The sequence below is a fragment of the Megamonas sp. genome (assembly GCF_986095205.1).
This window is the reverse complement of sequence record NZ_CFQVBI010000011.1, coordinates 70013-95707: the sequence shown is the minus strand read 5'-3', so window position 1 is coordinate 95707 and position 25695 is coordinate 70013. Positions and strand designations below refer to the sequence as shown.

General features: G+C 31.8%; 28 protein-coding genes. 3 read left to right on the top strand and 25 right to left on the bottom strand.

Annotated elements, in window-relative coordinates:
• Window positions 1–21: 21 nt before the first annotated feature.
• The 15 genes from ftsZ to AC5LAX_RS01590 all read right to left on the bottom strand — a co-directional run bounded on the left by ftsZ (window position 22) and on the right by AC5LAX_RS01590 (window position 15209).
• Entirely contained in the window at window positions 22–1065 is a 1044-nt protein-coding gene (ftsZ, locus tag AC5LAX_RS01660) for a cell division protein FtsZ (protein WP_050900420.1), read from the bottom strand.
• Window positions 1066–1412: 347 nt separating this feature from the next.
• Window positions 1413–1754 (bottom strand): small basic family protein, encoded by a 342-nt coding sequence (locus tag AC5LAX_RS01655; RefSeq protein WP_008538350.1) that lies wholly within the window; start codon window positions 1752–1754, stop codon window positions 1413–1415.
• Window positions 1755–1774: 20 nt separating this feature from the next.
• Window positions 1775–2452, bottom strand: coding sequence for a DUF881 domain-containing protein (locus tag AC5LAX_RS01650; RefSeq protein WP_018999195.1), 678 nt, complete (start codon window positions 2450–2452; stop codon window positions 1775–1777).
• A 9-nt stretch (window positions 2453–2461) separates the two neighbouring features.
• Window positions 2462–3202 (bottom strand): cell division protein FtsQ/DivIB, encoded by a 741-nt coding sequence (locus AC5LAX_RS01645; protein WP_115151254.1) that lies wholly within the window; start codon window positions 3200–3202, stop codon window positions 2462–2464.
• Window positions 3203–3212: 10 nt separating this feature from the next.
• On the bottom strand, window positions 3213–4148 hold the full coding sequence (locus AC5LAX_RS01640; RefSeq protein WP_288909017.1) for a D-alanine--D-alanine ligase family protein: 936 nt from the start codon (window positions 4146–4148) through the stop codon (window positions 3213–3215).
• 16 nt (window positions 4149–4164) lie between these two features.
• A complete protein-coding gene (gene murC / locus AC5LAX_RS01635; protein WP_008538355.1) occupies window positions 4165–5532 on the bottom strand; it encodes a UDP-N-acetylmuramate--L-alanine ligase in 1368 nt (455 codons plus the stop codon).
• Window positions 5533–5554: 22 nt separating this feature from the next.
• Entirely contained in the window at window positions 5555–6673 is a 1119-nt protein-coding gene (murG, locus tag AC5LAX_RS01630; RefSeq protein ID WP_117585070.1) for an undecaprenyldiphospho-muramoylpentapeptide beta-N-acetylglucosaminyltransferase, read from the bottom strand.
• 28 nt (window positions 6674–6701) lie between these two features.
• Window positions 6702–8066, bottom strand: a complete 1365-nt coding sequence (murD, locus tag AC5LAX_RS01625) for a UDP-N-acetylmuramoyl-L-alanine--D-glutamate ligase (protein WP_270510953.1) — start codon at window positions 8064–8066, stop codon at window positions 6702–6704.
• Window positions 8067–8157: 91 nt separating this feature from the next.
• Window positions 8158–9132 carry a phospho-N-acetylmuramoyl-pentapeptide-transferase gene (gene mraY, locus AC5LAX_RS01620; RefSeq protein ID WP_288909018.1) on the bottom strand — a complete coding sequence of 325 codons (975 nt, stop codon included), beginning with the start codon at window positions 9130–9132 and terminating at the stop codon, window positions 8158–8160.
• Window positions 9129–10520 carry a UDP-N-acetylmuramoyl-tripeptide--D-alanyl-D-alanine ligase gene (locus tag AC5LAX_RS01615; protein ID WP_018999201.1) on the bottom strand — a complete coding sequence of 464 codons (1392 nt, stop codon included), beginning with the start codon at window positions 10518–10520 and terminating at the stop codon, window positions 9129–9131. The genes mraY and AC5LAX_RS01615 overlap by 4 nt, the downstream gene beginning before the upstream one ends.
• The gene (locus tag AC5LAX_RS01610; RefSeq protein WP_018999202.1) at window positions 10513–12003 is read right to left on the bottom strand and encodes a UDP-N-acetylmuramoyl-L-alanyl-D-glutamate--2,6-diaminopimelate ligase; all 1491 of its coding nucleotides are present in this window, start codon (window positions 12001–12003) and stop codon (window positions 10513–10515) included. The genes AC5LAX_RS01615 and AC5LAX_RS01610 overlap by 8 nt, the downstream gene beginning before the upstream one ends.
• A gap of 154 nt (window positions 12004–12157) precedes the next feature.
• A complete protein-coding gene (gene ftsL, locus AC5LAX_RS01605) occupies window positions 12158–12529 on the bottom strand; it encodes a cell division protein FtsL (protein ID WP_022227783.1) in 372 nt (123 codons plus the stop codon).
• 18 nt (window positions 12530–12547) lie between these two features.
• Window positions 12548–13483, bottom strand: a complete 936-nt coding sequence (gene rsmH / locus AC5LAX_RS01600; RefSeq protein WP_008538362.1) for a 16S rRNA (cytosine(1402)-N(4))-methyltransferase RsmH — start codon at window positions 13481–13483, stop codon at window positions 12548–12550.
• 90 nt (window positions 13484–13573) lie between these two features.
• Window positions 13574–14383: a polysaccharide deacetylase family protein gene (locus AC5LAX_RS01595; protein ID WP_018999205.1), complete on the bottom strand. Its 810-nt coding sequence runs from the start codon at window positions 14381–14383 to the stop codon at window positions 13574–13576.
• Window positions 14384–14417: 34 nt separating this feature from the next.
• A complete protein-coding gene (locus tag AC5LAX_RS01590) occupies window positions 14418–15209 on the bottom strand; it encodes a prolipoprotein diacylglyceryl transferase (RefSeq protein ID WP_270649527.1) in 792 nt (263 codons plus the stop codon).
• 325 nt (window positions 15210–15534) lie between these two features.
• Here AC5LAX_RS01590 and AC5LAX_RS01585 point away from each other — a divergent pair, with 325 nt between their 5' ends.
• From AC5LAX_RS01585 to AC5LAX_RS01575, 3 genes are all read left to right on the top strand, one after another.
• A complete protein-coding gene (locus AC5LAX_RS01585) occupies window positions 15535–15735 on the top strand; it encodes a DUF1858 domain-containing protein (protein WP_008538365.1) in 201 nt (66 codons plus the stop codon).
• A 64-nt stretch (window positions 15736–15799) separates the two neighbouring features.
• Window positions 15800–16264: a YbaK/EbsC family protein gene (locus AC5LAX_RS01580; protein ID WP_018999207.1), complete on the top strand. Its 465-nt coding sequence runs from the start codon at window positions 15800–15802 to the stop codon at window positions 16262–16264.
• Window positions 16265–16293: 29 nt separating this feature from the next.
• Complete coding sequence (locus AC5LAX_RS01575; RefSeq protein WP_008538367.1) at window positions 16294–16971, top strand: ferredoxin-like domain-containing protein; 678 nt, start codon at window positions 16294–16296, stop codon at window positions 16969–16971.
• An 82-nt stretch (window positions 16972–17053) separates the two neighbouring features.
• On the opposite strand, the gene AC5LAX_RS01570 is transcribed toward AC5LAX_RS01575, so the two are convergent.
• The 10 genes from AC5LAX_RS01570 to pyrH all read right to left on the bottom strand — a co-directional run bounded on the left by AC5LAX_RS01570 (window position 17054) and on the right by pyrH (window position 25583).
• Window positions 17054–18760, bottom strand: coding sequence for a proline--tRNA ligase (locus AC5LAX_RS01570; protein ID WP_270349341.1), 1707 nt, complete (start codon window positions 18758–18760; stop codon window positions 17054–17056).
• Window positions 18761–18920: 160 nt separating this feature from the next.
• Complete coding sequence (gene ispG / locus AC5LAX_RS01565) at window positions 18921–19979, bottom strand: flavodoxin-dependent (E)-4-hydroxy-3-methylbut-2-enyl-diphosphate synthase (protein ID WP_288909021.1); 1059 nt, start codon at window positions 19977–19979, stop codon at window positions 18921–18923.
• A 37-nt stretch (window positions 19980–20016) separates the two neighbouring features.
• Window positions 20017–21051: an RIP metalloprotease RseP gene (gene rseP / locus AC5LAX_RS01560; RefSeq protein WP_115151244.1), complete on the bottom strand. Its 1035-nt coding sequence runs from the start codon at window positions 21049–21051 to the stop codon at window positions 20017–20019.
• Window positions 21045–22196, bottom strand: a complete 1152-nt coding sequence (locus tag AC5LAX_RS01555; RefSeq protein WP_075554649.1) for a 1-deoxy-D-xylulose-5-phosphate reductoisomerase — start codon at window positions 22194–22196, stop codon at window positions 21045–21047. Before AC5LAX_RS01555 ends, rseP begins: the two co-directional genes overlap by 7 nt.
• Before the next feature lie 19 nt (window positions 22197–22215).
• Window positions 22216–23040 carry a phosphatidate cytidylyltransferase gene (locus AC5LAX_RS01550; RefSeq protein ID WP_118035400.1) on the bottom strand — a complete coding sequence of 275 codons (825 nt, stop codon included), beginning with the start codon at window positions 23038–23040 and terminating at the stop codon, window positions 22216–22218.
• A 24-nt stretch (window positions 23041–23064) separates the two neighbouring features.
• On the bottom strand, window positions 23065–23841 hold the full coding sequence (gene uppS, locus AC5LAX_RS01545; protein ID WP_008538374.1) for an undecaprenyl pyrophosphate synthase: 777 nt from the start codon (window positions 23839–23841) through the stop codon (window positions 23065–23067).
• Window positions 23842–23924: 83 nt separating this feature from the next.
• A complete protein-coding gene (gene fdxA, locus AC5LAX_RS01540; RefSeq protein ID WP_008538375.1) occupies window positions 23925–24092 on the bottom strand; it encodes a 4Fe-4S ferredoxin in 168 nt (55 codons plus the stop codon).
• A 3-nt stretch (window positions 24093–24095) separates the two neighbouring features.
• The gene (locus AC5LAX_RS01535) at window positions 24096–24296 is read right to left on the bottom strand and encodes a hypothetical protein (protein WP_008538376.1); all 201 of its coding nucleotides are present in this window, start codon (window positions 24294–24296) and stop codon (window positions 24096–24098) included.
• Between the two features lie 4 nt (window positions 24297–24300).
• Window positions 24301–24858 (bottom strand): ribosome recycling factor, encoded by a 558-nt coding sequence (gene frr / locus AC5LAX_RS01530; RefSeq protein WP_015562568.1) that lies wholly within the window; start codon window positions 24856–24858, stop codon window positions 24301–24303.
• Entirely contained in the window at window positions 24858–25583 is a 726-nt protein-coding gene (gene pyrH / locus AC5LAX_RS01525) for a UMP kinase (protein ID WP_008538378.1), read from the bottom strand. The genes frr and pyrH overlap by 1 nt, the downstream gene beginning before the upstream one ends.
• Window positions 25584–25695: the final 112 nt, after the last annotated feature.

The following is a 25695-nucleotide window of genomic DNA, read 5'->3' as shown; positions in this document are numbered from 1 at the left end:
CATGATTGCCTGTTAATAACCTTATTTACTACTATGTCTCATCCATGGTGGAAGATCTGGGAAGCCCATTCCCACTTCTTCTACTGCTGGCTGTTTTGGTACTGAAGGAAATTCAGGTACACCTTCATCAGCATTTTCGTCAAATCCTGTAGCTATAACAGTTATTCTTACAGTATCATCAAGAGTTTCATCTATTGCTGTACCAAAAATGATATTTGCATCTTCATGAGCAGCTTCAGAGATAATTCTTGAAGCTTCATTTACTTGTGCTAAGCCTAAATTTGGACCACCAGTAATATTATATAACACACCTTTTGCGCCCTGAATGGAAGTTTCTAACAATGGGCTATTTACTGCAATTTTAGCTGCATCAATAGCTGCATTATCACCTTGACCTTCACCTATACCCATGAGTGCAGAACCTGCATTACTCATAATTGTTTTTACGTCGGCAAAGTCAAGATTGATAAGACCTGGAACAGCAATCAAGTCGGAAATACCTTGTACACCTTGACGAAGAACATCGTCTGCTATACGGAATGCGTCTACCATTGAAGTTTTCTTATCAATAATATCCAACAATCTATCATTTGGAATTGTAATCAAAGTATCTACATTTGCTTTTAAATTTGCAATACCAGCTTCTGCTTGTTTCAAACGTTTTTTACCTTCAAAAGTAAATGGTCTAGTAACTACACCTACAGTAAGAGCGCCAACTTCTCTAGCACATTCAGCTACGATTGGAGCACCACCTGTACCTGTACCACCGCCCATACCAGCAGTTACGAAAATCATATCTGCACCTTGTAGGGCTTTTATGATATCATCGCGATTTTCTTGAGCAGCTTTTTCACCAATTTCTGGTCTAGCACCTGCACCTAAACCACGAGTTAATTTTTCACCAATCTGCATGCGATTTTGTGCCATAGCATGTACTAATGCTTGTGCATCTGTATTTATCGCAATAAATTCTACTCCCTTTAAACCAGAAGCAATCATTCTATTTACGGCATTATTACCGCCACCACCAACACCAACTACTTTTATTTTCGCAATCGGCTCCATTTCTTGTTCCTGATCAAACTCAAACACCACTGTAACCCCCAGTTCTCTATTCTCATAAGCTTTTTTTAATTTTAAATTAGTTCTACTAAAATTTTATATTTACAATCCTGTAACTTTATGTGTTAATTATTCTTTCAATTACTTATAAAATTAAAAAATATTACACTTAATAACTAATTATATAACAAAAAACATGTTTAGCCAATATCTTATTTGTTATTTTGTCAATAATTGCTTTATTAAAACCCTACCAATATATTCTAATATATAATAAAAAAGCTCTCAATACAACAGTTTAATAGCTTAAATATTTTATTTAACTATTATCTTGTATCAAGAGACTTATTTCATTTAGTAAATATATATGTTTTAACTACATCTAAATCCTGTAATAATTTAAAACCTAATGCTAATAAAATTACATAATATAAATCTAATCCTAAACTATCTCCAATAAACACAAATAATACAGCAATAATTACATTTGCAAAAAAAGTTATAATAAAAATATTGCCTTTAAATTTATCTCTCATTATTAATTTAATAGCACTACAAACAGATTCTATCCCAGCTAATATAGCCACTGAAAATAATTTATTATATTCTGTAGGAATAACAACTGGCACTATGTATCCTATACTGCCACCTAATAAACCTGCTATCACACATAAAATAACTACATTTTTCATAAAAATCCCCTACATAAAACTCATTGAGATATAGCTGTTACATATTTAAATTCTGTCGCACCCTTATATGCAGGAATAACTATATTATTATCCTTTTTTATATCCACTTGTATTCCCCATACACTCAAAGTTTCAGCTACTCCACCACGCATTTTTATAGCATCTTCCATACTTTTAGCATTACCTATAGCCTTTATTACAAATGGAGCTGCTACTCTTGTGTTATTTACTGAAATAGTAGGACCTGCACAGCGAATTTCTGAAGTTGATATCAGTCTTTGATCATTCAATGAGATTGCTTCTGCCCCCGCAGCTCGTAATTCATTGATTACTTTTAAAATATCTTCATCATGAATTATATATAAATTCGTATTATCTGAATTTGATATGATTTTTTTGCTATCTTCAATAGATACTACTACACCTGGTCCTTTAACTGCTGTTGTTCCTGCTAAAAAATTTATCCTTTCAGGAAATTCTTTTCGCAAATTTCCATCTTCTTTCAATCTAACAATTTCTGCTTTTAATTCATCACGTTCTTGTTCCGTACGCAATAACATATCAGATAATTTTTCTATTCGTTGATATTGAGTAGATGTCTTCACATTCTCTTGAGCCGTCCTTACTTGAACAGATATCATAAATCCCAATAAAAAGCATATAAAAATTATCGAATAAAATTTTTTATCTCTAATCATTATTTAGCCTCATTGCTTTATTTTTAATACTGGTCGAGCATAACTAAAATCAATGTATTCAACTGGTATAGTTGTTGTCTTTACATCATAAAAAAATTCATTTGTTTTATTTGCTAAATCCTCTGGATCTTCTATATTACCTAAAATAATTTTTGTTCCTTTTAGGGTATAAGCTTCAATAGTATTTGCATCAGCAATATTTATTTGTATAATCTGTTGTAATACTTCTGGTTTTAAATAACCTAAATAGCTTAAAACCTTATTTACTACTTCATTTTCAACTTTATCACCAGTATATACATCATCTAAAGAAATGCCTACTATCACTGGCTTTTGTATCTTTTTAGGATCTTTATATGTGTCAATTATCACACTATTTTTATCTAAATCAACATAACCATAACTGCAATTCATAACTGCAAGTGGTAATCTTTCTACAATTTCTATATTTAAACAGTTCGGAAAATCTCGCCAAACTTTAGCTGTATCTATGCGTAAATCGTTTTGTAAATAATTTTGAATAACATCTGTTTGTACAGAAAAAATATTTATAGGTTCTGTTATTCGTGCAATCTGCAAAACATCTTCTCTAGGTAAATAAGAATTACCTGTAACTTTTACATAACCTATTTTTAATATAGGCGAGTTAATTATAAATATAATTGCTAGTATAGCAAAGAGGCCTAATAGGCCTCTTTTTAAATTTTTAGCTGCAATTAATCTTTTTGATTTAACTTGCTTTTTTGTCATAAATTATTCCTTATTTTTCTTCTATAGCCATCTGCAAAATCATTTCACATAATTCACCAAAAGAGATGCCTACATGATTTGCTGCATCTGGAACTAAAGATGTCTGTGTCATACCTGGAACTGAATTTATTTCCAATACATATGGAATATTTTCTTCACTAAGCATAACATCTACACGTACAACACCACGACAATCAGCTACTGTACATGCATCAATACATAATTTTTGAATTTTAGCTGTTAATTCTTCGCTAAGTGGTGCTGGAATAATGTGGAAAGATTCACCTTTTGTATATTTGCTCTTATAATCATATCTACCAGAATTAGTAGTTATTTCGATAATTGGTAAAGCTTTCTTTTCTTTATTTCCATAAACAGGAATAGATAATTCTCTACCTTTGATGAATTCTTCAACTAAAATAGCATCATCATATTCAAAACATGCATCAATTGCTTTTTGTAAATCTTCTTTTTTCTCTACAATCTCTACTCCAATACTAGAACCCTGAGATGCTGCTTTTACAACTACTGGCATAGAGAATTTATCAGCAATTTCTTCTACTAAATTTCTATCAGTATCTGTCTTACGATAAATAAGGCAATTTGGTGTAGAAATTCCTGTAGAACGGAAAAGATATTTACTTGCTACTTTATCCATTGTTATGGCACTGGATAAAACGCTGCAACTTGTATATGGCATATCAATCATTTCAAGTACCGCTGCAATTCTGCCATCTTCACCATATTTACCATGAACAGCATTAAATACAATATCACAGCCACTTTCTTTGATATCTTCCACTAATGTTTTTGGCACAAATTCCATGCCTACTGCATTATAACCTTTTTCTTGTAAAGCATTTAAAATAGCTGTACCAGTTAATCTAGAAATTTCTGCTTCACTAGATGGGCCACCCATCAAGACAACAATCTTTTTAAAATTCATTTTCTATTCCTCACAATTATAAACTTTGAGCTAAATTTTCACCAACAGTATAGATATTACCTGCACCCATAGTAATGATTAAATCTCCAGCTTGAATATTTTCTTTAAGCCATGGTGCAATATCTTCTAATTTTTCAATGTAAACAGCATCTACACCTGTCTGTTTTTTTACTTCATCTACAATAGTTTTACCTGAAATTCCTTCGATAGGGTCTTCACTTGCTGCATAAATATCAGTTAATACCAATACATCTGCACCTACAAAACAAGAACCGAATTCTTTTTGTAATAATTGTGTTCTGCTATAACGATGTGGCTGGAAAGCTACTATTAAACGTTTTGGATTTGTCTGTTTAGCAGCTTTTATAGTTGTTTGAATTTCAGTTGGATGATGTGCATAATCATCTACAATCCAAACATTTTCATTTCTAAATTTTGTTTGGAAACGACGTTTTGTACCAGAAAAAACTTTAAAACCTTCTGCTATTTCTTCTATGCTCAATCCCATATGATGACATACAGCAATTGTAGCTAATGCATTTAATACATTATGTTTGCCTGGAATATTAAGAGCCACATCTCCTAAAACTTCACCTTTATAAATAACAGTAAAGCTTGTATGTGGTCCATCTATTTTAATATCTTTTGCCATATAATCAGCATCATGGTCCAAAGCATAAGAAATATATTTTCTATCCACTTTATCTGCTATATTTCTAATATTTTCATTATCAAAGCATAATACAGCAAGACCTGTTTCTTTATCTAAATTCTGTACAAATTGGATAAATGCTTTGATGATATTTTCCATAGAACCATAATGATCCATATGGTCATCTTCAATATTAGTAACAACTGCAATTTTAGGATAGAATTTCAAGAAAGAGCCATCACTTTCATCAGCTTCAGCTACTAAATAATCAGATTTACCAAGTTTTGCATTACCTTTTAAATAATCTACAAAACCACCAATTAAAATTGTAGGGTCAACTTTTGCATGTTCTAAAACTACACTGATCATAGAAGATGTAGTTGTTTTTCCATGAGCACCTGCTACTGCTATGCCTTTAGCATCATTTAATAGATAAGCTAAAATATCGGAACGATGAAATAATTTTAAACCTTTAGCTTTCGCAGCTACAAGTTCAGGATTATCTTGATGTATAGCAGAAGATAAAACTAATGCTTCTTTACCTTCTACATTCAAAGCATCATGACCTTTATAAATTGTAGCACCTTTTGCTTTTAAATGTTTTACTACTGCTGATTCACTCAAATCAGAACCAGATATTTCATATCCTTTATCTAACATTACTTCAGCAATGGCACTCATACCTACACCACCAATGCCAACAAAATGTAATTTTTTTATACCTTCAAGCACTTTTCAAGTACACCTCTCACAATCAATAATTTGTTTTTTTAGCCAAATCCACTACCATTTCAGCAATAGCTAAAGCAGCACTAGGTTTTCCCATATTACGGCTAGCTTCTACCATTTCTTGTAGACGATTTTCACTAGCAAGCATTTCTTCTAATACATTTATCAATTTTTCGCCTGTAAGTTCACGATTTAAGATAACTTTAGCAGCTCCATTTTTTTCTAATTCACGAGCATTAAATTCTTGATGATTTTCTGCTGCAAATGGATATGGTATTAATACTGCTGGTACACCTCTTGCTGTAAGCTCTGCTAAACTTGTAGCCCCAGCTCTGAAAACAGCTATGTCTGTAGCTGCTAATGCTTTTGGCATATCATACAAATATGGATAAACAGCCAAATTATCTACTTTATCTAAATTAACACCTAAATCAGCTAAGCCATTTTTTACAAAATCATATTCATTTTTACCTGTAACATGCATAATCTGCACACGATAATTATTGGCAAAATGTTTATGAACTTCAAGCATAGCTTTATTAATGCTATGAGCACCACGACTTCCACCAGATACTAAAATTGTTTTTTTCGTAGTATCTAATGAAAATTCCATTAAACCTTCATTTCTTGTACTCAATAAAATATCATCACGAATAGGATTACCTGTAAATACTACTTTATTTTCAGGAAAATAACTTAAAGCTCGTTTATATCCTACTGCTATTTTATCTACAAATCTTGCTAAAATTTTATTAGTAACACCTGGAATAGCATTTTGCTCTTGTATCAAAGCTGGTATTCCCATCAAACTTGCAGCCATCAAAATAGGTCCACATACATATCCACCTGTTCCAATAGCCACATCTGGTTTAAAATTTTTGACAATACTTCTAGCCTTCATTACAGCTCTTAACGCCTTACCTGCTACTACAAAATTTTTCATAGTCAAATGACGTTCAAAACCACTTATATCTAAGGTAACAAAAGGAATTTGTTCACGTGGAATAATATCAGCTTCCAAACCCTTTTTAGTACCTACATAGAGAAATTCTGCATTTGGCACTAATTTTTTTATATTATTTATCAATGTAATTGCTGGATAAATATGTCCTCCTGTGCCACCGCCAGATACAATTATCCTCATACTATTTTCTCACTTTCTCTATTTAAACTTATTTCAATTCATTAACTAAACGTTTAAAATCACGACCACGAGCTTCATAACCTTCATACATATCAAAACTTGCACATGCTGGTGATAATAATACTACTTGTGGAGCTTTGGCTATTTTATGAGCATAATTTACTGCTTCTTGCATAGAATATCCTGCTTCATAAATCTTATCTTCTGGATAATTATGTTTTAAAGCTTCTTCTTTAAAACGTTTTGTAGCATCGCCAACTAAAATTAAATTATCCACACGTTCATTTACTAAAGCATAAAATTCATCAAGTGGAGTATTTTTATCATCGCCACCTGCTATCAAAATTATATGTGGGAATGTTGCAATTGCTTTATTAGCAGCTTCTGGATTTGTTGCTTTAGAGTCATTATAATAAGTTACCCCATCAATAGTTTTAACAGGTTCAATGCGATGTTCTACTGGAGCAAAGGCTTTCAAAGCTTCTGCCATTTTTATAGTATCGCCACCTGCCAAAAAGGCTAAGCTTAAAGCTGCTAAAGCATTTTCTATATTATGGCTACCTTTGATTTGCATATCATCTACATTACAAATAACATGCATTAAACCTTTCCAACGAATAACAAGTTGATTATCTTTTACAAAAGCCCCTTCTTCTAATTCTTGGGAACTACTGAAAAAGCAGATTGTACTTTTTGCTCTATTTGCCATATCACGAGTATGTACATCATCATAATTTAAAACTAAGAAATTTTCTTCTGTATGATGAGCAAATACTTTTTCTTTTTCAGCTTGATAAACTTCCATAGTTTTATGACGAGCCAAATGGTCAGGAGTTACGTTTAATATAGCTGCACCTTTCGTTGCAAATTCACTAGAAGCTTCCATCTGATAACTGGATATTTCTGCTACAATACAACCATTTTCACCAATGCGATAACATTCTTCACAAAGTGGTGTACCAATATTACCACCAACACCAACATTATCTTCACCATAAATAGTCTTCATTAATTCGCCTAAAAGCATAGTTGTTGTAGTCTTACCATTTGTACCTGTAACAGCAAAAATAGGAGCTTTAGCTAATTTATAAGCAAACTCTACCTCACTAATAATTTTTACTTTTTCAGCTACTTTTTCAAAAAGTGGTAAATGTCTTGGTACAGCTGGAGAAATAATCACTAAATCTGCACCTTCAAATAAAGCTTCTGTTTGTTTTCCTAAAACTACTTTTATATCTAAAGCAGTAAGCTCAGTTAAATCGTGCTTTTCACCTAGTTTTTCATTAGCATCACTTAAAATAACATCTGCTCCTAGTTTTTTAGCAAGTTTAGCTGCTGCAAAACCACTAATGCCTGCACCGATTACAATAACCTTCTTATTGCTCAAATCCATTAAAAAAACCTCCTAAAATCTTTAAATTTATTTCTTTAATACATAAGAAATAAATGAAAGAAACCTAGCTCTATCTAAATATTAATCAGTATTAACTATAATGTAAAGTCAATAAAGCTAAAATACAAAAAACAAATTCAGCAAACCAAAAAGTCATAACTACACGAGTTTCTGACCAACCTTTTAATTCAAAATGATGGTGAATTGGACTCATTAAAAATACGCGTTTACCTGTAGTTTTAAAAGATGTTACCTGAATGATTACAGATAAAGTTTCGATTACAAATAAACCACCTAAGATAATCAATAATAATTCTGTCTTTGTCAAAATTCCAAGACCAGCTAAAACACCACCTAAAGCAAGAGAACCAGTATCACCCATGAATACTTTTGCTGGATGGTAATTGAATTTCAAGAAGGCTATACATGCACCGAAACAAGCAAAACTATAAATCGCTAAATTTGCTTTATTGAAATATAAACAAACAGCAGCAAAACCTAATGAAGCTACAGCCATAGCACCAGATGCTAAACCATCTAAACCATCAGTTAAATTTACAGCATTTGTAGTACCAATAAGCACACCAATTACTAAAACATAATAAAACCAACCAATATCATAAGTTTGTCCAATAAATGGTATCCAAACATCTTGAGTAAGTCCTGTATAATTTATACCAATATAAGTTACAATAATTGCAATAATAAATTGTCCTAGTAATTTTTGTTTAGCTTTTAAACCTAAATTACGTTTTAAAACAACTTTTATATAATCATCTAAAAATCCTAAAACAAAATGACCTAACATTACAAATAAAGCTAAAGCCACTTCTATAGTAAAATCTGCAAAAATTAAAGTTGCAATAGTAATACCACCAACAATCATAATACCGCCCATAGTTGGTGTTCCTGATTTAGCTTGATGACTTTTTGGCCCTTCTTCACGAATGCTTTGACCAAATTTTAATTTATGTAGTTCTGGAATTAAAAATGGTCCTACTGCCAAAACTACAAGGGCAGCAGCTACTGCTGCCCATATCATATTTAAATTAAATGCTTCTATCATTTATATTCTTTCTCCAATAACTCAATTATTTTTTCCATATGCATACCATGAGAGCCTTTAAATAAAACAGTATCTTCTTTTTGTAATTCTTTTTTCAATACATCTACTGCTTCTTCATGACTTGCACATTCAAAAACTTTTGCTACCCCTGCTTTTTTTGCAGCTTCAGCTGTGAATTTTGTCAATGTGCCTCTAGTGATTACAATATCCACACCTAATTTACCAGCTAATAAACCAATATCTTCATGAGCTTTTTGTTCTACACTACCCAATTCAAACATATCACCCATTACTAAAATTTTACGTTTCTTAGCTACTTTAGTTAAATTTTCTAAAGCTGCTTTTGTAGACATTGGACTTGCATTATATGCATCATTTATTAAATTAAAATCAGCTAATCTTTTATATTCAAAACGCATAGCAGTTGGTTTAAATGTAGCTAATCCTTTTTGCATTTCTTCAACAGTAAGTCCACAAGCATAACCTACAGCTAAAGCAGCTAAACAATTATAAACATTGTGTATGCCTATCATATTCAATGTGAAATGAGCTACTTTGTCGCCAACAATTGCATCAAATTCTGTTTTGCCATCATTTACAGTTTTGATATCAAAAGCCTTGATATCGCCTGCATGATTGATACCAAAATAAATTGCATGAGCTTTTGTCAATCTATTCATTTTAGAAACAAATTCATCATCAGCATTTAAAATGACATTTCCATTGATTTCAATAGCTTGTGCCATTTCACCTTTAGCCTTCGCTATATTTTCCATAGATCCTAAAAGTTCCATATGAGTTTCACCTACATTAGTGATTACACCCATTGTAGGTTTAGCGATATCAGTCAATTCTTTAATTTGACCTAATCCTCGCATACCCATTTCCACAACAGCTACATCATAACTTCCATCTAATTGCAATAAAGTCATAGGAAGTCCAATTTCATTATTAAAATTAGCCTGTGTTTTCAATACATTATATTTTCCTGATAATACAGCTGCTGTTAAATCTTTTGTAGTAGTTTTACCATTAGAACCAGTTATTGCTATTACAGGAATATTGAATTTCTTGCGCCAAAAATGAGCTAAATCTTGATATGCTTTTAATGTATCATCTACAGCTAAAATATCTATATCAATATCTTCAATCAAGGAAATATCATAATCTTTATTTACAATAGCCCCAATTGCTCCTTTTTTAGCAGCATCAGCAATAAAATCATGCCCATCAAAGTTTTCACCTTTTAAGGCAATAAATAACATTCCTTCTTCAATTTTTCTAGTATCAGTTGTTACACCACCAAAAACTGAAGCTGAAGTCAATTTTTTTAAGATAGCATTTGTAGCTTGCATTACTTGTGTTAATGAAAATTGATAATTAGCCATTAATCTTCCCCCTAATTGCTTCAATAGCTACTTCTTTATCATCAAAATGAATAGTTCCTGTTTTCAAAATCTGATAATTTTCATGACCTTTACCCGCAATAAGTACGATATCATCTTTTTGCGCAAGTTCAATAGCTCTGAAAATAGCTGTTCTTCTATCTGTGATTTTTTCATGGAAATTGCCATGAAGTGCAGGAAGCACACCAGCTTCTACTTCAGATAAAATAAATTCTGGATCTTCTGTTCTTGGATTATCAGAAGTTGCAATTACCACATCAGCAAGCTGTGCTGCAATACGACCCATAATAGGACGTTTTGTTCTATCACGATCACCACCACAACCAAATACTACAATCAAACGTTTTTTAGCGATTTCACGCGCTGTTTTTAAAACGTTTTCTAATCCATCTGGAGTATGTGCATAATCGACAATTACACTGAAATCTTGACCTTGACGTACAAGTTCAAAGCGTCCTGCTACAGCTTCAAATGCTTCAAGAGTTTCTTTGATTATATCAAAAGAAATTTTTTCAGCTAAAGCTACGCCAATTACACCTAAAATATTATAAACATTGAACATACCTGTAACTTTTAAATCAAAATGAACACAATCATCTTTGTATTTTACATCAAAAGAAGCACCCGATGCTTTTATTTCTACATTTTCAGCTTTTAATACAGCATCATTTTTAATACCATAAGTTATTAAATTGCATTTTGTATGCTCAATCATTGTTTTACTGCCAAGTTCATCATCTAAATTAATTACAGCATTTTTATTAGACTTCACTAAATTTGGCGCAGATAAACTATCAAATAATTTTGCCTTAGCTAGGGCATAATTTTCCATAGTTTTATGATAATCTAAATGGTCTTGAGTAAGATTTGTAAACATTGCAGTATCATATTCACAACCTGCTATACGATTCATATCTAAAGCATGTGAAGATACTTCCATAACTACATAATCGATATTTTGTTTATACATCTTATCTAAGATTTCTTGAAGGTCAATCACATCTGGTGTTGTATTGTGAATTGGCATTTCTTCATCTTCAATCATGATTTTAATTGTGCCAATAACACCAACTTTGTAACCAGCTTTACGCAAAATATCGCGAAGCATATATGTGCTACTTGTTTTACCGTTTGTTCCTGTAACACCAATCATACGCATTTTTTTACCTGGATAATCATAAAAATATGGTACAGCAAGTTCCATTGCTTCACGCATATTTGGCACTTTTATAACTGTAATATCTGCAGGAACTTCTACATCTTTTTCAGTCATAATCGCACAAGCTCCAGCTTCTATAGCTTGAGGAATAAATTTATTACCATCTACCCTAGTACCACAGATACATACGAATAAAGTGTTTTTTCTCACACGACGTGAATCATGAGTTATAAACTCAATTTCTTTATTCACATCTCCTTTTACTTCTACATTATTTAATACTGACACTAGTTGTTCAATGGTCATTGGAAACCCTCCTGAATTTGCTTTTTATATCTTTTAGCAATCTAAAATCAAACTATATTATAGCTCACTTATTTATATATGTATACTACAAAAAATTAAGCCATAAAATCTTAAAATAAAAATTTGTTTAAGAAATTTATGGCTTAATTGATAATCAATTTTTAGTTGAAAAGAAAAACTTATCCGGTACTATCATTCCTAATTCTTGTGTAGCAATAGATTGTATTCTTTCTGGTGATTTTAAATGTGCTATTTCTAAATGAAGACGAGAATTTTCTGCTTCTAATACTGTAGATTGATTTTTTAATTGATTTAAATAATAAGCATTGCTAGCAGCTGCACCACTACGCAATATAAAAAATCCGGCTAAAGCCACAACAATCACAAATAAAATAATACATCTTGAACGCAACGCATTATTTACATTTACATTTTTTGCCTGTTCTACTTTTACTAATTTTTTAGTTTTCATCTGTTTATAATTTTTTTGACTTTCGTCATAAGCAATTTTGCGTTGCGCTAACATAATAAAATCCTCCTAAGATTATAACTTCTCTGCTACTCTTAATTTTGCACTTTTAGAACGTGAATTATCGTCCATCTCATATTTTGATGGCTTTATAGCTTTACTGCAAAGCTTTATCTCAGGCTTATGATTACATACACAAATTGGTAAATGCGGTGGACAAATGCACCCACGAGATAACTCTTTAAAAACATTCTTTGTTATGCGATCTTCTAAAGAGTGAAAAGTTATTACTGCTATTTTCCCACCCTTATTTAAATGTTTTACTGCTGTTTTAAAAGTATTTTCTAAAATTCCTAATTCATTATTTACTTCTATACGAATAGCCTGAAAAATGCGTTTTGCTGGATGACCCGTTGCTTTTTTTCGCACAGCAGCTGGTATAGCACGGCGAATAATATCCACTAATTCGCCTGTAGTTTCTATTTTCTTTTCTTGACGATATTTTACAATAAACTCAGCTATACGTTTGCTCCAACGTTCTTCACCATATGTTTTAAAAATATGATTTAATTGTTCCTCATCATATTCATTAACCACATTATATGCAGAAAAATCTTGTGTTTTATCCATGCGCATATCAAGTGGTGCATCTTGCATATAAGAAAAACCTCTATCTGCTTCATCTAATTGATATGAGGAAACACCTAAATCAAATAAAATTCCATCAATATATTCTATATTTAAATCATTTAATATGGCTTCTAAATTTTTAAAATTACTATGCACAATATCTATTTTACATTGATATTGTTTTAATCTCTCAGTTGCAACTTTTATAGCATCTTCATCTTGGTCAATACCAATTAAATGACCATTTTCATTTAATTGACTTGCAATTCTTGATGAATGACCTGCTCCACCTAAAGTACAATCCACATATATACCATCAGGTTTAATAGCAAGCCCTGCTATTACTTCTTCTGGTAGAACACTAATATGTTCAAATTCCACCAATGAAACCCCTCTCATTTTATAAAATAATCATATTTATACAAGTATAATTGTAACAGTCATCAAAATTTATTTCAATAGCAAATTCGATTAACTCTTATACCAACCCAATCGTTCAAATACTGGTACATAATGCATGCGTTCATAAAAAGATAAAAATGTATTTTCTGTATGGAAAATAGGTACTCTTTCTAAAGCATAAATATTACTTGCTCTATCCACATTACCATATTTTATCGTAAATGCGCCACGATAACCTGCGTCATTAACTAATTTAGCAATATATAAATTATATGTGCCTGTAGGATAAGCCATAAACTTTGTATCTTGATTTAATTGCGTATCTAATGTTTGTTTAGATTTTGTAAGTTCATCTTTTAACTGCGCTTCTGTAAGCTCTGTCATAGATTTATGACTAGCTGTATGCGATTGAAAATCCATACCATTTGCTTTCATTTCTTTTATTTGTTCCCAAGTTAAATAATTAGGCTGATTGCTAACAAAATCTGTAATTACAAAAATAGTACCTGTAAAACCATATTTTTTCAAAATTGGATACGCATTTTGATAATTATCTTCATAACCATCATCAAAAGTAATCATGATAGGATTTTCTGGAAGCTCTGCTCCATTTACCATATAATCGTATAATTGGTCAGTATTTATGGTATTATAACCGTTCTCTTTTAAATAAGCCATTTGTCGGTCAAAATCTTCCGGTAATACTGATAAAGCTATATTCATATTATCAACCTTATGATAATTTAATATAGTAATTGGAATATCTTCTTCATTTTCTGCTGCTGATACAGGCATTACTTTAGGACTTGATAAAACTAAAGGCAAACAAACTAACATAATAAATAATATTATTTTTGTATATATTTTTTGTTTAAACACACCTATCTTCTCTCTTTCATCTTAAAATAAACACTCAATTATGTTGAAAACGTTTTACTACATATATAAATACAGTCGCTATCATTACAGTCAATGCTATCCACTGCATTGGATATAATAACATATCTTTATTAACACTAAAATACATAAAGCCAATACCAAATCTAATAATAGCCATCAAAATAACACTAAATAAAAAAACTGTGCCTTCAGCTAAAAATTTATATTTTCTATTTATAAGTAAACATAAAACAGAAATCATAAATACTATACTATAAGCAAAAGCTTGATATAAGGCTACTGGCTGAAAATATTGGTATGCTTCAAAACCTGTTGGACGATACCTATATTCTACATATTCAGCTAAACTATGGTCATTAGGAATATCTAAACCTAACGGAGTTCCCAATGAAAATTGCATCATAAAATTTGCCAATTGCAAAATAATCAAACCAAATAAAATTGAAGGCATCATTAAATCAAACCACAACCATAAATTATAACCATATTTGCGCAAAAAAACTATACTTGTTGCTAGAAAACCCAATAATGCTCCATAAATAGATAGACCACCTTGCCAAATACAAAAAATTTGACCTATATTTGACATATATGCATCTAAATGTATAATTACATAAAAAATTCTAGCACATATTAAACTCACAGGAATTATAAAAATCAATAAATCCCACATGGGGCTGAATTTTTCACCATATAATTTAAACATTATTTTACTTATACCTAAGCCTATTAGTAATGCAAAGACAATTATTAAGCCATACCAATAAATATTGATATCACCTAAATAAAAAGCTACAAATTCCATAAAATCTCCCTCTTTATCCCCATAACACATTTTTTATTTTTCATAATGTCTTATTGTACTGCTATCTAAAAAATTTATCAATTATCTATCTTTATTATTCTGCACTAAAAATAATATTTATAAAATATACTTATAGTATTTTTTCTATTTACAGCAAAATCTTTATTAAAAATAATTTAAAATAAATTCATATCATTTTTCTATGATTATTTACAAAAATATCATTTACTTATACCAAAACTAAAAAAAATATGATATAATTCCCATGTGAATAAAATTAATTATCAAATTTCACTATAAATCATAAATAAAGGAGATATTTTTCATGACTATAACTAAAGAAATGGGTATTATGGAAGTTGTTAGCCAATATCCTGAAACTGTAGAAGTATTCGTAAACGCTGGTATGGGTTGCCTCGGTTGTGCTGCTGCTCACTTTGAAAACATCGAACAAGGTGCAGGCGCTCATGGCATCGATATCGATAAACTCATCGAAGATTTAAATGCTGCTATCGAAGCAAAATAATATATTATAAAATAAAGCCACTGACTTTTGTTAGTGGCTTTTATTTTTAAAAGGAGCTGTCTTTATGTCCATAGAAAAAGTAAAATCATATTTCAAACAATTTAATATGGAAGATAAAATTATGGAATTTCCTGTTTCTAGTGCTACGGTAACTGAAGCTGCTAAAGCTTTAAATTGCCAAGAAGCTCATATTGCCAAAACTATGTCTTTTAAATTAAATGAAGATGCTATTCTTGTAGTTATGGCTGGTGATATGCGAATTGATAACCATAAATTCAAAGAAAAATTTCACAAAAAAGCTACTATGCTCAAAGCTGATGAAGTTGAGCCTATGACTGGCTTTCCTATCGGTGGAGTTTGTCCATTTGCTCCTAAAGATGGCGTAAAAGTATATCTTGATGAATCTTTAAAACGCTTTGATAAAGTTTATCCTGCTTGTGGTAGCCGAAATAGTGCTATTGAACTTAGTATTCCTGAACTAGAAAAATATTCTAAAGCTGTTGAATGGGTAAATATTGGTAAAAACTAAACAATATGTAAATACAAAGGAGAAATAAAATGATACCAGCAGGTATAATCCATCAAAAAAATAATTTCTATACAGCTAGAATTGTAGGTAATTGTGGCGAATTTTCAGCTCAAGAATTAATAGCTATCGCTCAAATTGCGTCAACATATGGCAATGGTAAAATTACTGCCACATCTAGAGGTACTATAGAAATTGAACAAATTTCCCCAGATAATATTGAGAGCATGTTAGCTGAAATAAAAGCACACAATCTGCGCTTAGGTGGTACAGGGACTACAGTTAGAGCTATCGTCAGCTGTAAAGGTACTACTTGCACTAAGGGTTTATATGATGTACATGCTTTAGCAACAGAATTAGATGATTTATTTTATGGTCAAATCGTACCTAAAAAATTAAAAATCGGTGTGTTTGGCTGTATCAATAGCTTAGGCAAAGCAAAATCTCAAGATATTGGCATAATGCCATCATTTAAAAATCCACATAAATTTGAAATATATATCGGTGGATTGTTAGGAAATAGCCCTGTATATGGTCAACATATTGATATCGCTTTAAATAAAGAACAATTAATTTGTGCTATAAAATTTATCATTGAAATTTATCAAAAAAATGGCAAATATCCTCAACGATTACGCAAAGTCTTAGATACAAATCCTAACCTTTGGCAAGAAATAACTGATTATTTAACAAAATTAATTCAAAAATAATAAAATAGCAAAAGCACCTTAAAAGTCAAAAACAATCTAACTTTTAAGGTGCTTTTTTATATAATGTCGTACTTAAAATCTATTATAGATTTTTAAGCATATCTTTTACTGTTTGTGCACAATCATCAACTTTTACATTAGAAGTAGCACCATCACGGCGAACTTTAATTTCTACTTCATTAGCATCTAAAAGTTTAGGGCTTACAGTAATACGTACTGGATAGCCAATTAAATCAGCATCTTTAAATTTTACGCCAGCTCTGTCTTTTCTATCATCTAAAAGTACATCTATACCAGCATTTTTCATATCAGCATAAAGTTTTTCTGCAATCTGCATTTGAGCTTCATCTTTAGCGTTGATAGGTACAATAACCACTTCAAATGGTGCAATAGATGCAGGCCAAATAATACCATTATCATCATGGAATTGTTCAATAGCAGCTGCCATTGTACGGCTAACACCGATACCATAGCAACCCATGATCAATGGTTTTTCTTTACCATTTTCATCAAGGAAAGTAGCACCGAGTGCTTTACTGTATTTTATACCAAGTTTAAATACTTGTCCTACTTCGATACCATGAGTCATTTTTACTGGAGCGCCACAATGAGGACATGGATCTCCTTCTGCAATAAGGCGAATATCAGCTACGATTACATCACCGAAATCGCGTTTTGGATTAGCATTTTTATAGTGGCAATCTTCTTCATTTGCACCGCAAACAGCATTATGCATTTCCATTACTGTAGCATCAACAACCACGATTGCATCTTTGCTAAGACCGATTGGACTCATGAAACCAGGCACACCACCAATAGCGCGAATAGCAGACTCTTCTGCCATTTTTAATGTGATTGCTCCTGTAATATTTTGTAATTTTACATCATTTACTTCATGGTCGCCACGAACAAATGCGCAGATTACTTGGTCTTTTTCATTTTGGAAAATAACAGCTTTGATATTTTTTTCAATTGGAGTATTTAAAAATTCAGCTACAGCTTCAATAGTTTTTGTACCAGGAGTATTTACTTTTTCAAGTGGTAATTCTTCTTCATCTGGTGCAACAATTGGTTTTAATTCGGATTTTTCAGCGTTTGCTGCATAATCGCATTTTTCACAGTAAACAATATCAGATTCACCTGTCTCAGCTAATACAGTGAATTCATGTGTTGTAGCATTACCAATAGCGCCGCCATCAGCTTCTACAGGGCGGAATGTAAGGCCACAACGATTGAAGATATTTGTATATGCATCATACATATCTTTATAAGATTTATCAAGACCTGCTTCATCTTTATCAAAAGAATAAGCATCTTTCATGATAAATTCACGACCACGCATAAGACCAAAACGAGGACGAATTTCATCACGATATTTATTTTGAATTTGATATAACAATAATGGTAATTGTTTATAAGAACGTACTTCATTACGTACTAAATCTGTAATAATTTCTTCATGTGTTGGTCCAAGGCAGAATTCACGATTATGTCTGTCCACTAAACGGAACATTTCTTCGCCAAAAACTTCCCAACGACCAGTTTCTTTCCAAAGTTCAGCAGGTTGTACAATTGGAAGAGCTAATTCTTGACCGTCTTTAGCTTCCATTTCTTCACGAATAATTTGTTCTATTTTGCGTAAAGTACGCCAAGCAAGAGGCAAATATGTATAAACCCCACCTGCTACTTTACGAATAAAACCAGCTCTAAGCATTAGCTGATGACTAGGTACTTCAGCTTCTGCTGGAGTCTGACGCAATGTAGGCGCATAAAGTTTAGATGTACGCACTATAAATTCCTCCTAAAATATATGGGAAAAACCCTTTTCAATATTAATTAACTTATATATTCTATCATACTTTAGCTAAAATAAAAATGTTCATTATCTTCTTTGCCACTAAAAAAGCTGTAATAAAATTAAAAACTAAAATTTTATTACAGCTTCTTTTTTATTTTATAAGTTTATCTAATTCTTCAAATAAAGCATCTACTAATTTATCTTCAGCAACTTTATTTATAACTTCGCCTTTGCGGAAAACTAATCCTTCGCCTTTTCCACCAGCGATACCAATATCAGCATCACGAGCTTCACCTGGGCCATTTACAACACAACCCATAACAGCAACTTTAATTGGTTTTGTTATTCCTGACAATCTTTGTTCTACTTTTTCAGCAATACTTGGTAAATCAATATTACAACGACCACAAGTAGGACATGAAATAAGTGTAGGTCCATATTCTTTAAGACCTAATGCTTTTAAAATTTCATTTGCTACTTTTACTTCATTTACAGGATCACCAGTCAAAGAAATGCGGAATGTATCGCCTATGCCTTCAGCAAGTAAAGCACCTATACCTACAGCGGATTTAATAATTCCTGTATTTACAGTGCCTGCTTCTGTTATGCCTAAATGAAGTGGATAATCCACTGTTTCACTCATCAAGCGATAAGCATCTAGCGTTAATGGTACATCATGTGCTTTTAGTGAAATTTTAATATCATAGAAATTTAATTTTTCTAGAATTCTTATATGCTCTAAAGCACTTTCAACTAACGCTTCTGCTGTTACTTTACCATATTTTGCCAACAATTTTTTATCAAGTGAACCTGCATTAACACCTATACGTATAGGAATATTTCTTGTTTTTGCAGCTTCGACTACTGCTTTTACACGCTCTTCATCGCCAATATTCCCAGGATTAATACGAAGTGCATCTATACCTTGTTCTATAGCTTTTAAAGCTAGACGATAATCAAAATGAATATCTGCAACTAAAGGTACATTGACTTGATTTTTAATATTGTAAATATTTTCAGCTGCTGACATATCAGGTACAGCTACACGAACAATATCACAACCAGCATCTACTAATGCTTTAATCTGTGCTACTGTGGCATTTGTATCTGTTGTTTTAGTATTAGTCATAGATTGCACAGAAATCGGTGCACCGCCACCAATTTTCACATCACCAATACTGATTTGTCGTGTCATTTTTCTTTTTATCATTATATCCAACACCTTTTTATGTTGTATTTATTAACTCTTAGCCAAATAAACGACCAACATCTTGAGCTGTAGCGAAAAACATCAAGGATAATAATAAAATTATACCTGCCATTTGCACTACTCTTACATATTTTGCTTCAATAGCCTTACCACGAATTGCTTCTACTAATAAAACTACAAAATGACCACCATCTAAAGCAGGAATTGGCAATAAATTTATTACTCCTAAGTTCAAACTCAATAATGCAGCAAATTGTAATAATGGAACTAAACCTAAATGTGCAGCTTGACTAGTCATTTGAGCTACGCCCACTGGGCCAGATAATTCTGCACTAACACTACCTGTTATCATGCCAATAAGACCACTATACATTTGGTAAATAATATTTACTACTGTAGCAAATGCTAAAGCAATCGATTCACCAAAGCCTACACTTTTTACATCAACTGGCGCAGTTACCCCAATCAAAGCACGCTTAGCTTGTTCATCATATTTTGGCACAACAGAAGTAGCCATCTGTTCATTATCACGGATAAATTCTATTTTTAAAATTTTCCCATCAGCATTTTGCACTTTCTGTACAAAATTTGTCCATGAAGTAATTTGTTCTCCATTTACGCTTAAAATTTTATCTCCATCTTTTAAGCCAGCTTGACTTGCTGCTTCTCCAGAAATAACTTGCCCTAAAACTGGAGCATTTGATGGAGTTTGTATACCATTAAAGAAAAAAACTCCTGCAAAAATCAAAAAAGGTAAAATAAAGTTCATTATCGAACCAGCTAAAATTACAATCATTCTAGCCCATACAGGACGAGCCCAATACGCTCTATCGCCTGCATCTTCATCCATGCCTTTTTCCATTCCTGCAATTTTATTAAAACCACCAAGAGGAATAGCTCTTATAGAATATACTGTTTCCCCTTTTTTTGTACTTACTAATTTAGGACCAAAACCAATTGCAAATTCATCTACACGCATACCAGTTTTTTTTGCAGTAATAAAGTGTCCAAATTCATGAACTAATACTAGCAAACCAAAGACAAATACAATAGCAATTGCACTGATTAACACTTATAAATCTTCTCCTTTACTTGCTTGCGAATATTGCTATCAATTTCAAATAAATCTTCAAGTTCTGGTTCTACCAAAGTTATATGAGATTGCATAGCTTCTTCTATTATATCATAAATATCTAAGAAACTAATCTGTTCATTTAAAAAAGCTTCTACGGCAATTTCATTGGCAGCATTCATTACACAAGGCATAGAACCGCCTATTTTCCCAGCTTCATATGCCAAAGCAAGCCCTCTAAATGTATCAGTATCTGGTTTTTCAAAAGTTAAATCTTTCATTTGCCAAAAATCTAATTTTTCAGCAGGACAAACCATTCTTTCTGGATAAGTAAGTGCATATTGTATAGGAAGTCTCATATCAGTTGAACCTAATTGAGCAATAACTGATCCGTCCACATATTGCACCATAGAATGAATAATACTTTGTGGGTGAACTACTACCTGAATTTTATTATAGTCCACATTATATAATTGTTTTGCTTCAATTACTTCTAAGCCTTTATTCATCAAAGATGCGCTATCAATAGTAATCTTACGTCCCATTTTCCATGTTGGATGACTTAAACACTGTTTTACTGAAACATTTTTTAAATCTTCTATTTTCTTACCTCTAAAAGGACCGCCAGAAGCAGTAACTAATAATTTATCAACTTTATTCATATCTTCGCCATGTAAACATTGAAATAATGCTCCATGTTCACTATCAATCGGCATGATTTCAATCTGTTTTTCACGAGCTTTTTTCATGACTAAATCACCAGCTACTACTAAAGTTTCCTTATTAGCTAGTGCGATATTTTTACCAGCTTCAATAGCTCTCATAGTTGGACGAAGACCTGCAAAGCCCATTAATGAAGTAACTACTGTATCAATTTTATCTGTAGTAGCCCCTTCGATTAATCCTTCTTCACCATAATATAATTTAGTTTCTCCTACATAACGAGCTTTCAATTTTTCATAAGCTTCTTTATTATGCAAAATCGCCATAGCTGGTTTAAATTCATTTATTTGTTGTTCTAATAATTCATCATTATTATTAGCGGCTAAAACTTCAATTTTTAAGAAATCACTATGATTTCTAACTACATCTAAAGTTTGAGTTCCAATTGAACCTGTTGAACCTAATACTGCAATTTTTTTCATTATATTATATTCCTTTACCTTAAATATCTAATAAAAATATTGCTATATAATAAACGAGCGGTGCTGTAAATAATAAACTATCAAATCTATCTAACACGCCACCATGACCTGGAATTAAAGTACCTGAATCTTTGATACCTACAAATCTTTTAATACAAGACTCTACTAAATCGCCAAATGTACCAATAATTGCTATCAATGCACCCATTAATAACATAATCATCATATCAAAATTAAAATAATTGCCTAAAAGACCTACACATATCATTGAACCTAAAATTCCGCCAACAAAACCTTCAACGCTTTTTTTAGGACTGATTTCTGGACATAAACGATGTTTACCTATACTGCAACCTACAAAATAAGCAAAGCTATCACTAGCCCATGTACCAATAAAAGTAAGCCATATTAAAATACAACCTACAGAAAATTCTCCTAAAAGACTATTTGTCGCTAAAATAGTTGAATTCTCAATCATTCTAAGCATTATTAAATGATAAAAAGGAATAGCTATATACATTGTTCCTGCTAAGGTAATGCAACCATCTAACACAGAAAAATGCTTATGATTAAATATCATATTCATTAAGGAAACAAATATAGCTACTACAATACCAAATACAATATTATTAGCCATATATCCACTCAATACCATAAAACAAATAATCAATAAGCCCCAAAATAATGGTATATTATAATTCTTATGGGCAAAAGCATTTACATATTCTCGCCAAGCAAGACAAGCAAGTAATATAGAAACTGCTATAAATAATGAACCCCCTATTTGAATTACACCTGTAGCTATTATCATACCAATAATTCCACTGATAATTCGCGTTAGCAAAATCTTCCACCGCCCTAAATATAATTATTTGCTACTCAAACCACCAAATCTTCTATCTCTCTTTTGAAAATCAACAATTGCTTGAAGAAATTCTTCAGAAGAAAAATCTGGCCAATTTGTCTTTGTAAACCAAAATTCGGCATACGCTGCCTGCCATAATAAGAAATTACTCAATCGTATATCGCCACTTGTTCTAATCATTAAATCTACAGGTGGCAAATCTTTTGTATATAAATTATCGTCAATCACTTTATCATCAATCTTATCAATAGATAAATCACCTGATTGTACTTCACTAGCTATATTTTTTACTGCTGTTACAATCTCATCTCTACCACCATAATTTACAGCAACATTAAATCTTACACCAGTATTATTTTTAGTGCGTTCTTCTGCTGCATGTAATTCATTTGGTAAATTACCTGGTAATTCATCAACTCTTCCGATAAAGTGAATACGTACATTATCTTCACACATTTCATCAATTTGTTCTGCTAAAAAACTAGAAAATAAATTCATCAGAAAATTAACTTCTGTCATTGGTCTTTTCCAATTTTCAGTAGAAAATGCATATACTGTTAAAATAGGTATATTATATTTTATACAAGTTTTAAGAATTTTTTTTAGTGTTTTTACGCCAGCTTTATGTCCAGATGTTCTAATTAAACCCTTTCCAGTAGCCCAGCGACCATTTCCATCCATAATTATACCAACATGTTGTGGTAATTTATTTAAATCTAATTGTTTATCTATAGAAATATCTCTTTTTTCTTTTTTAGAAGAAAATATTTTTTTGAGCATACTAGAAGCCCCTTCCACATAAAATATAAGAAATAAGCCCCTCTTTAGAGGGGCCTTTCCAGTGCTTATTGCTAATAAAACAATTATGCTTCAATAGCACCTGCTGGACAACCAGCTTGACATGCACCACATTCTACACACATATCTGCATCAATTTCATAATGGTTTTCACCTTCAGAAATAGCACCTACAGGGCAAGTACCTGCGCAAGCACCGCAAGAAATGCAATCATCAGTAATTTTATAAGCCATCTATTACACCTCCTTTCGCATCTTGGCAGCAGCTGTAAGCTCTAATACATTATCATCTAAAACTTTTACTCTGACAATATATAGTTTACTATCATCAACTTTAAAATAGCCTCTCATTGGCACAGTATAGTTCATTTTAAATTTTATATTTCTAGAATTTAATCGCTCTATAGCCTCAACAGCTGGCAATCCTAAATATTCCATACAATCAAACTTCCATTATTTCTTTTTCTTTTTCCGCTCTAGCAATATCGATTTCTTTAATATATTTATCTACGATTTTTTGAATATCTTCTTGAGCTTTTTTAGCATCATCTTCTGTGATAGATTTTGCTTTTTCTAATTTTTTAATAGCTTCATTAGCATCACGGCGAATATTGCGAACAGATACTTTAGATTCTTCTGCACGTTTATTCAATGTTTTTACAAGGTCAGTACGACGTTCTTCAGTGAGCTGAGGTATATTTAAACGAATTACTGTACCATCATTATTTGGACTAAGACCAAGGTCAGATCTTGTAATTGCTTTTTCAATTTCATGAAGCATTGGTTTTTCCCATGGTTGAATTAAAATCATACGAGGTTCAGGAACGGAGATATTACCTACCTGATTTACTGGTACTAAAGAACCGTAATATTCTACCATTACTTTATCTAATAATGCAGGAGTTGCACGACCTGCACGAAGAGAAGCAAATTCAGATTTTGCTGCACTTAAAGTTTTTTTCATACGCTCTTCATTTTTAGCTATTACTTCTTTAATCATTAATCATTACCTCCAACAGTTGTTCCAATATTTTCGCCTAAAGCAGCTTTTAAAATATTTTCATGATTATCTATATTAAATACTACTAAAGGAATTTTATTATCCATGCAAAGACTTGTTGCTGTAGAATCCATTACTGCAAGTCCACGATTTAATACTTCTAAATATTCAAGGCTATCGAATTTTTTAGCTTCAGGATTTTTATTAGGGTCAGAATCATATACACCATCTGTATTCTTTTTACCCATTAAAATAACTTCAGCTTCAATTTCAGCAGCACGAAGAGCAGCAGTTGTATCTGTAGAGAAATAAGGATTACCTGTACCAGCACCGAAGATAACAACTCTACCTTTTTCTAAATGACGAATTGCTTTACGACGAATATAAGGTTCAGCAACTTGACGCATTTCAATAGCAGATTGAACACGGCTGTCAACGCCCATACCTTCTAAAGCATCTTGAAGTGCTAAAGCATTCATCACTGTAGCAAGCATACCCATATAATCTGCTGTAGCTCTATCCATACCTTTATTGCTACCAGCAAGACCACGCCAAATATTTCCGCCACCTACAACGATAGCTACTTCAATACCATACTCACGTACTTTTTTAATTTGTTTAGCGATAGATTCAACAACTTCTGGATTAATACCAAAACGCTGTTCACCAGCTAAAGATTCACCACTTAATTTGAAAACTATACGTTTATATTTAATATCAGCCACAATAAAACCTCCATAAAAACTTATAATTATCAACCTGCATAATATCTTTTCTTATTTTATCATATATCTATGGCAAACGGTAGACATTATAATTTTTTTCTATATCTAATTT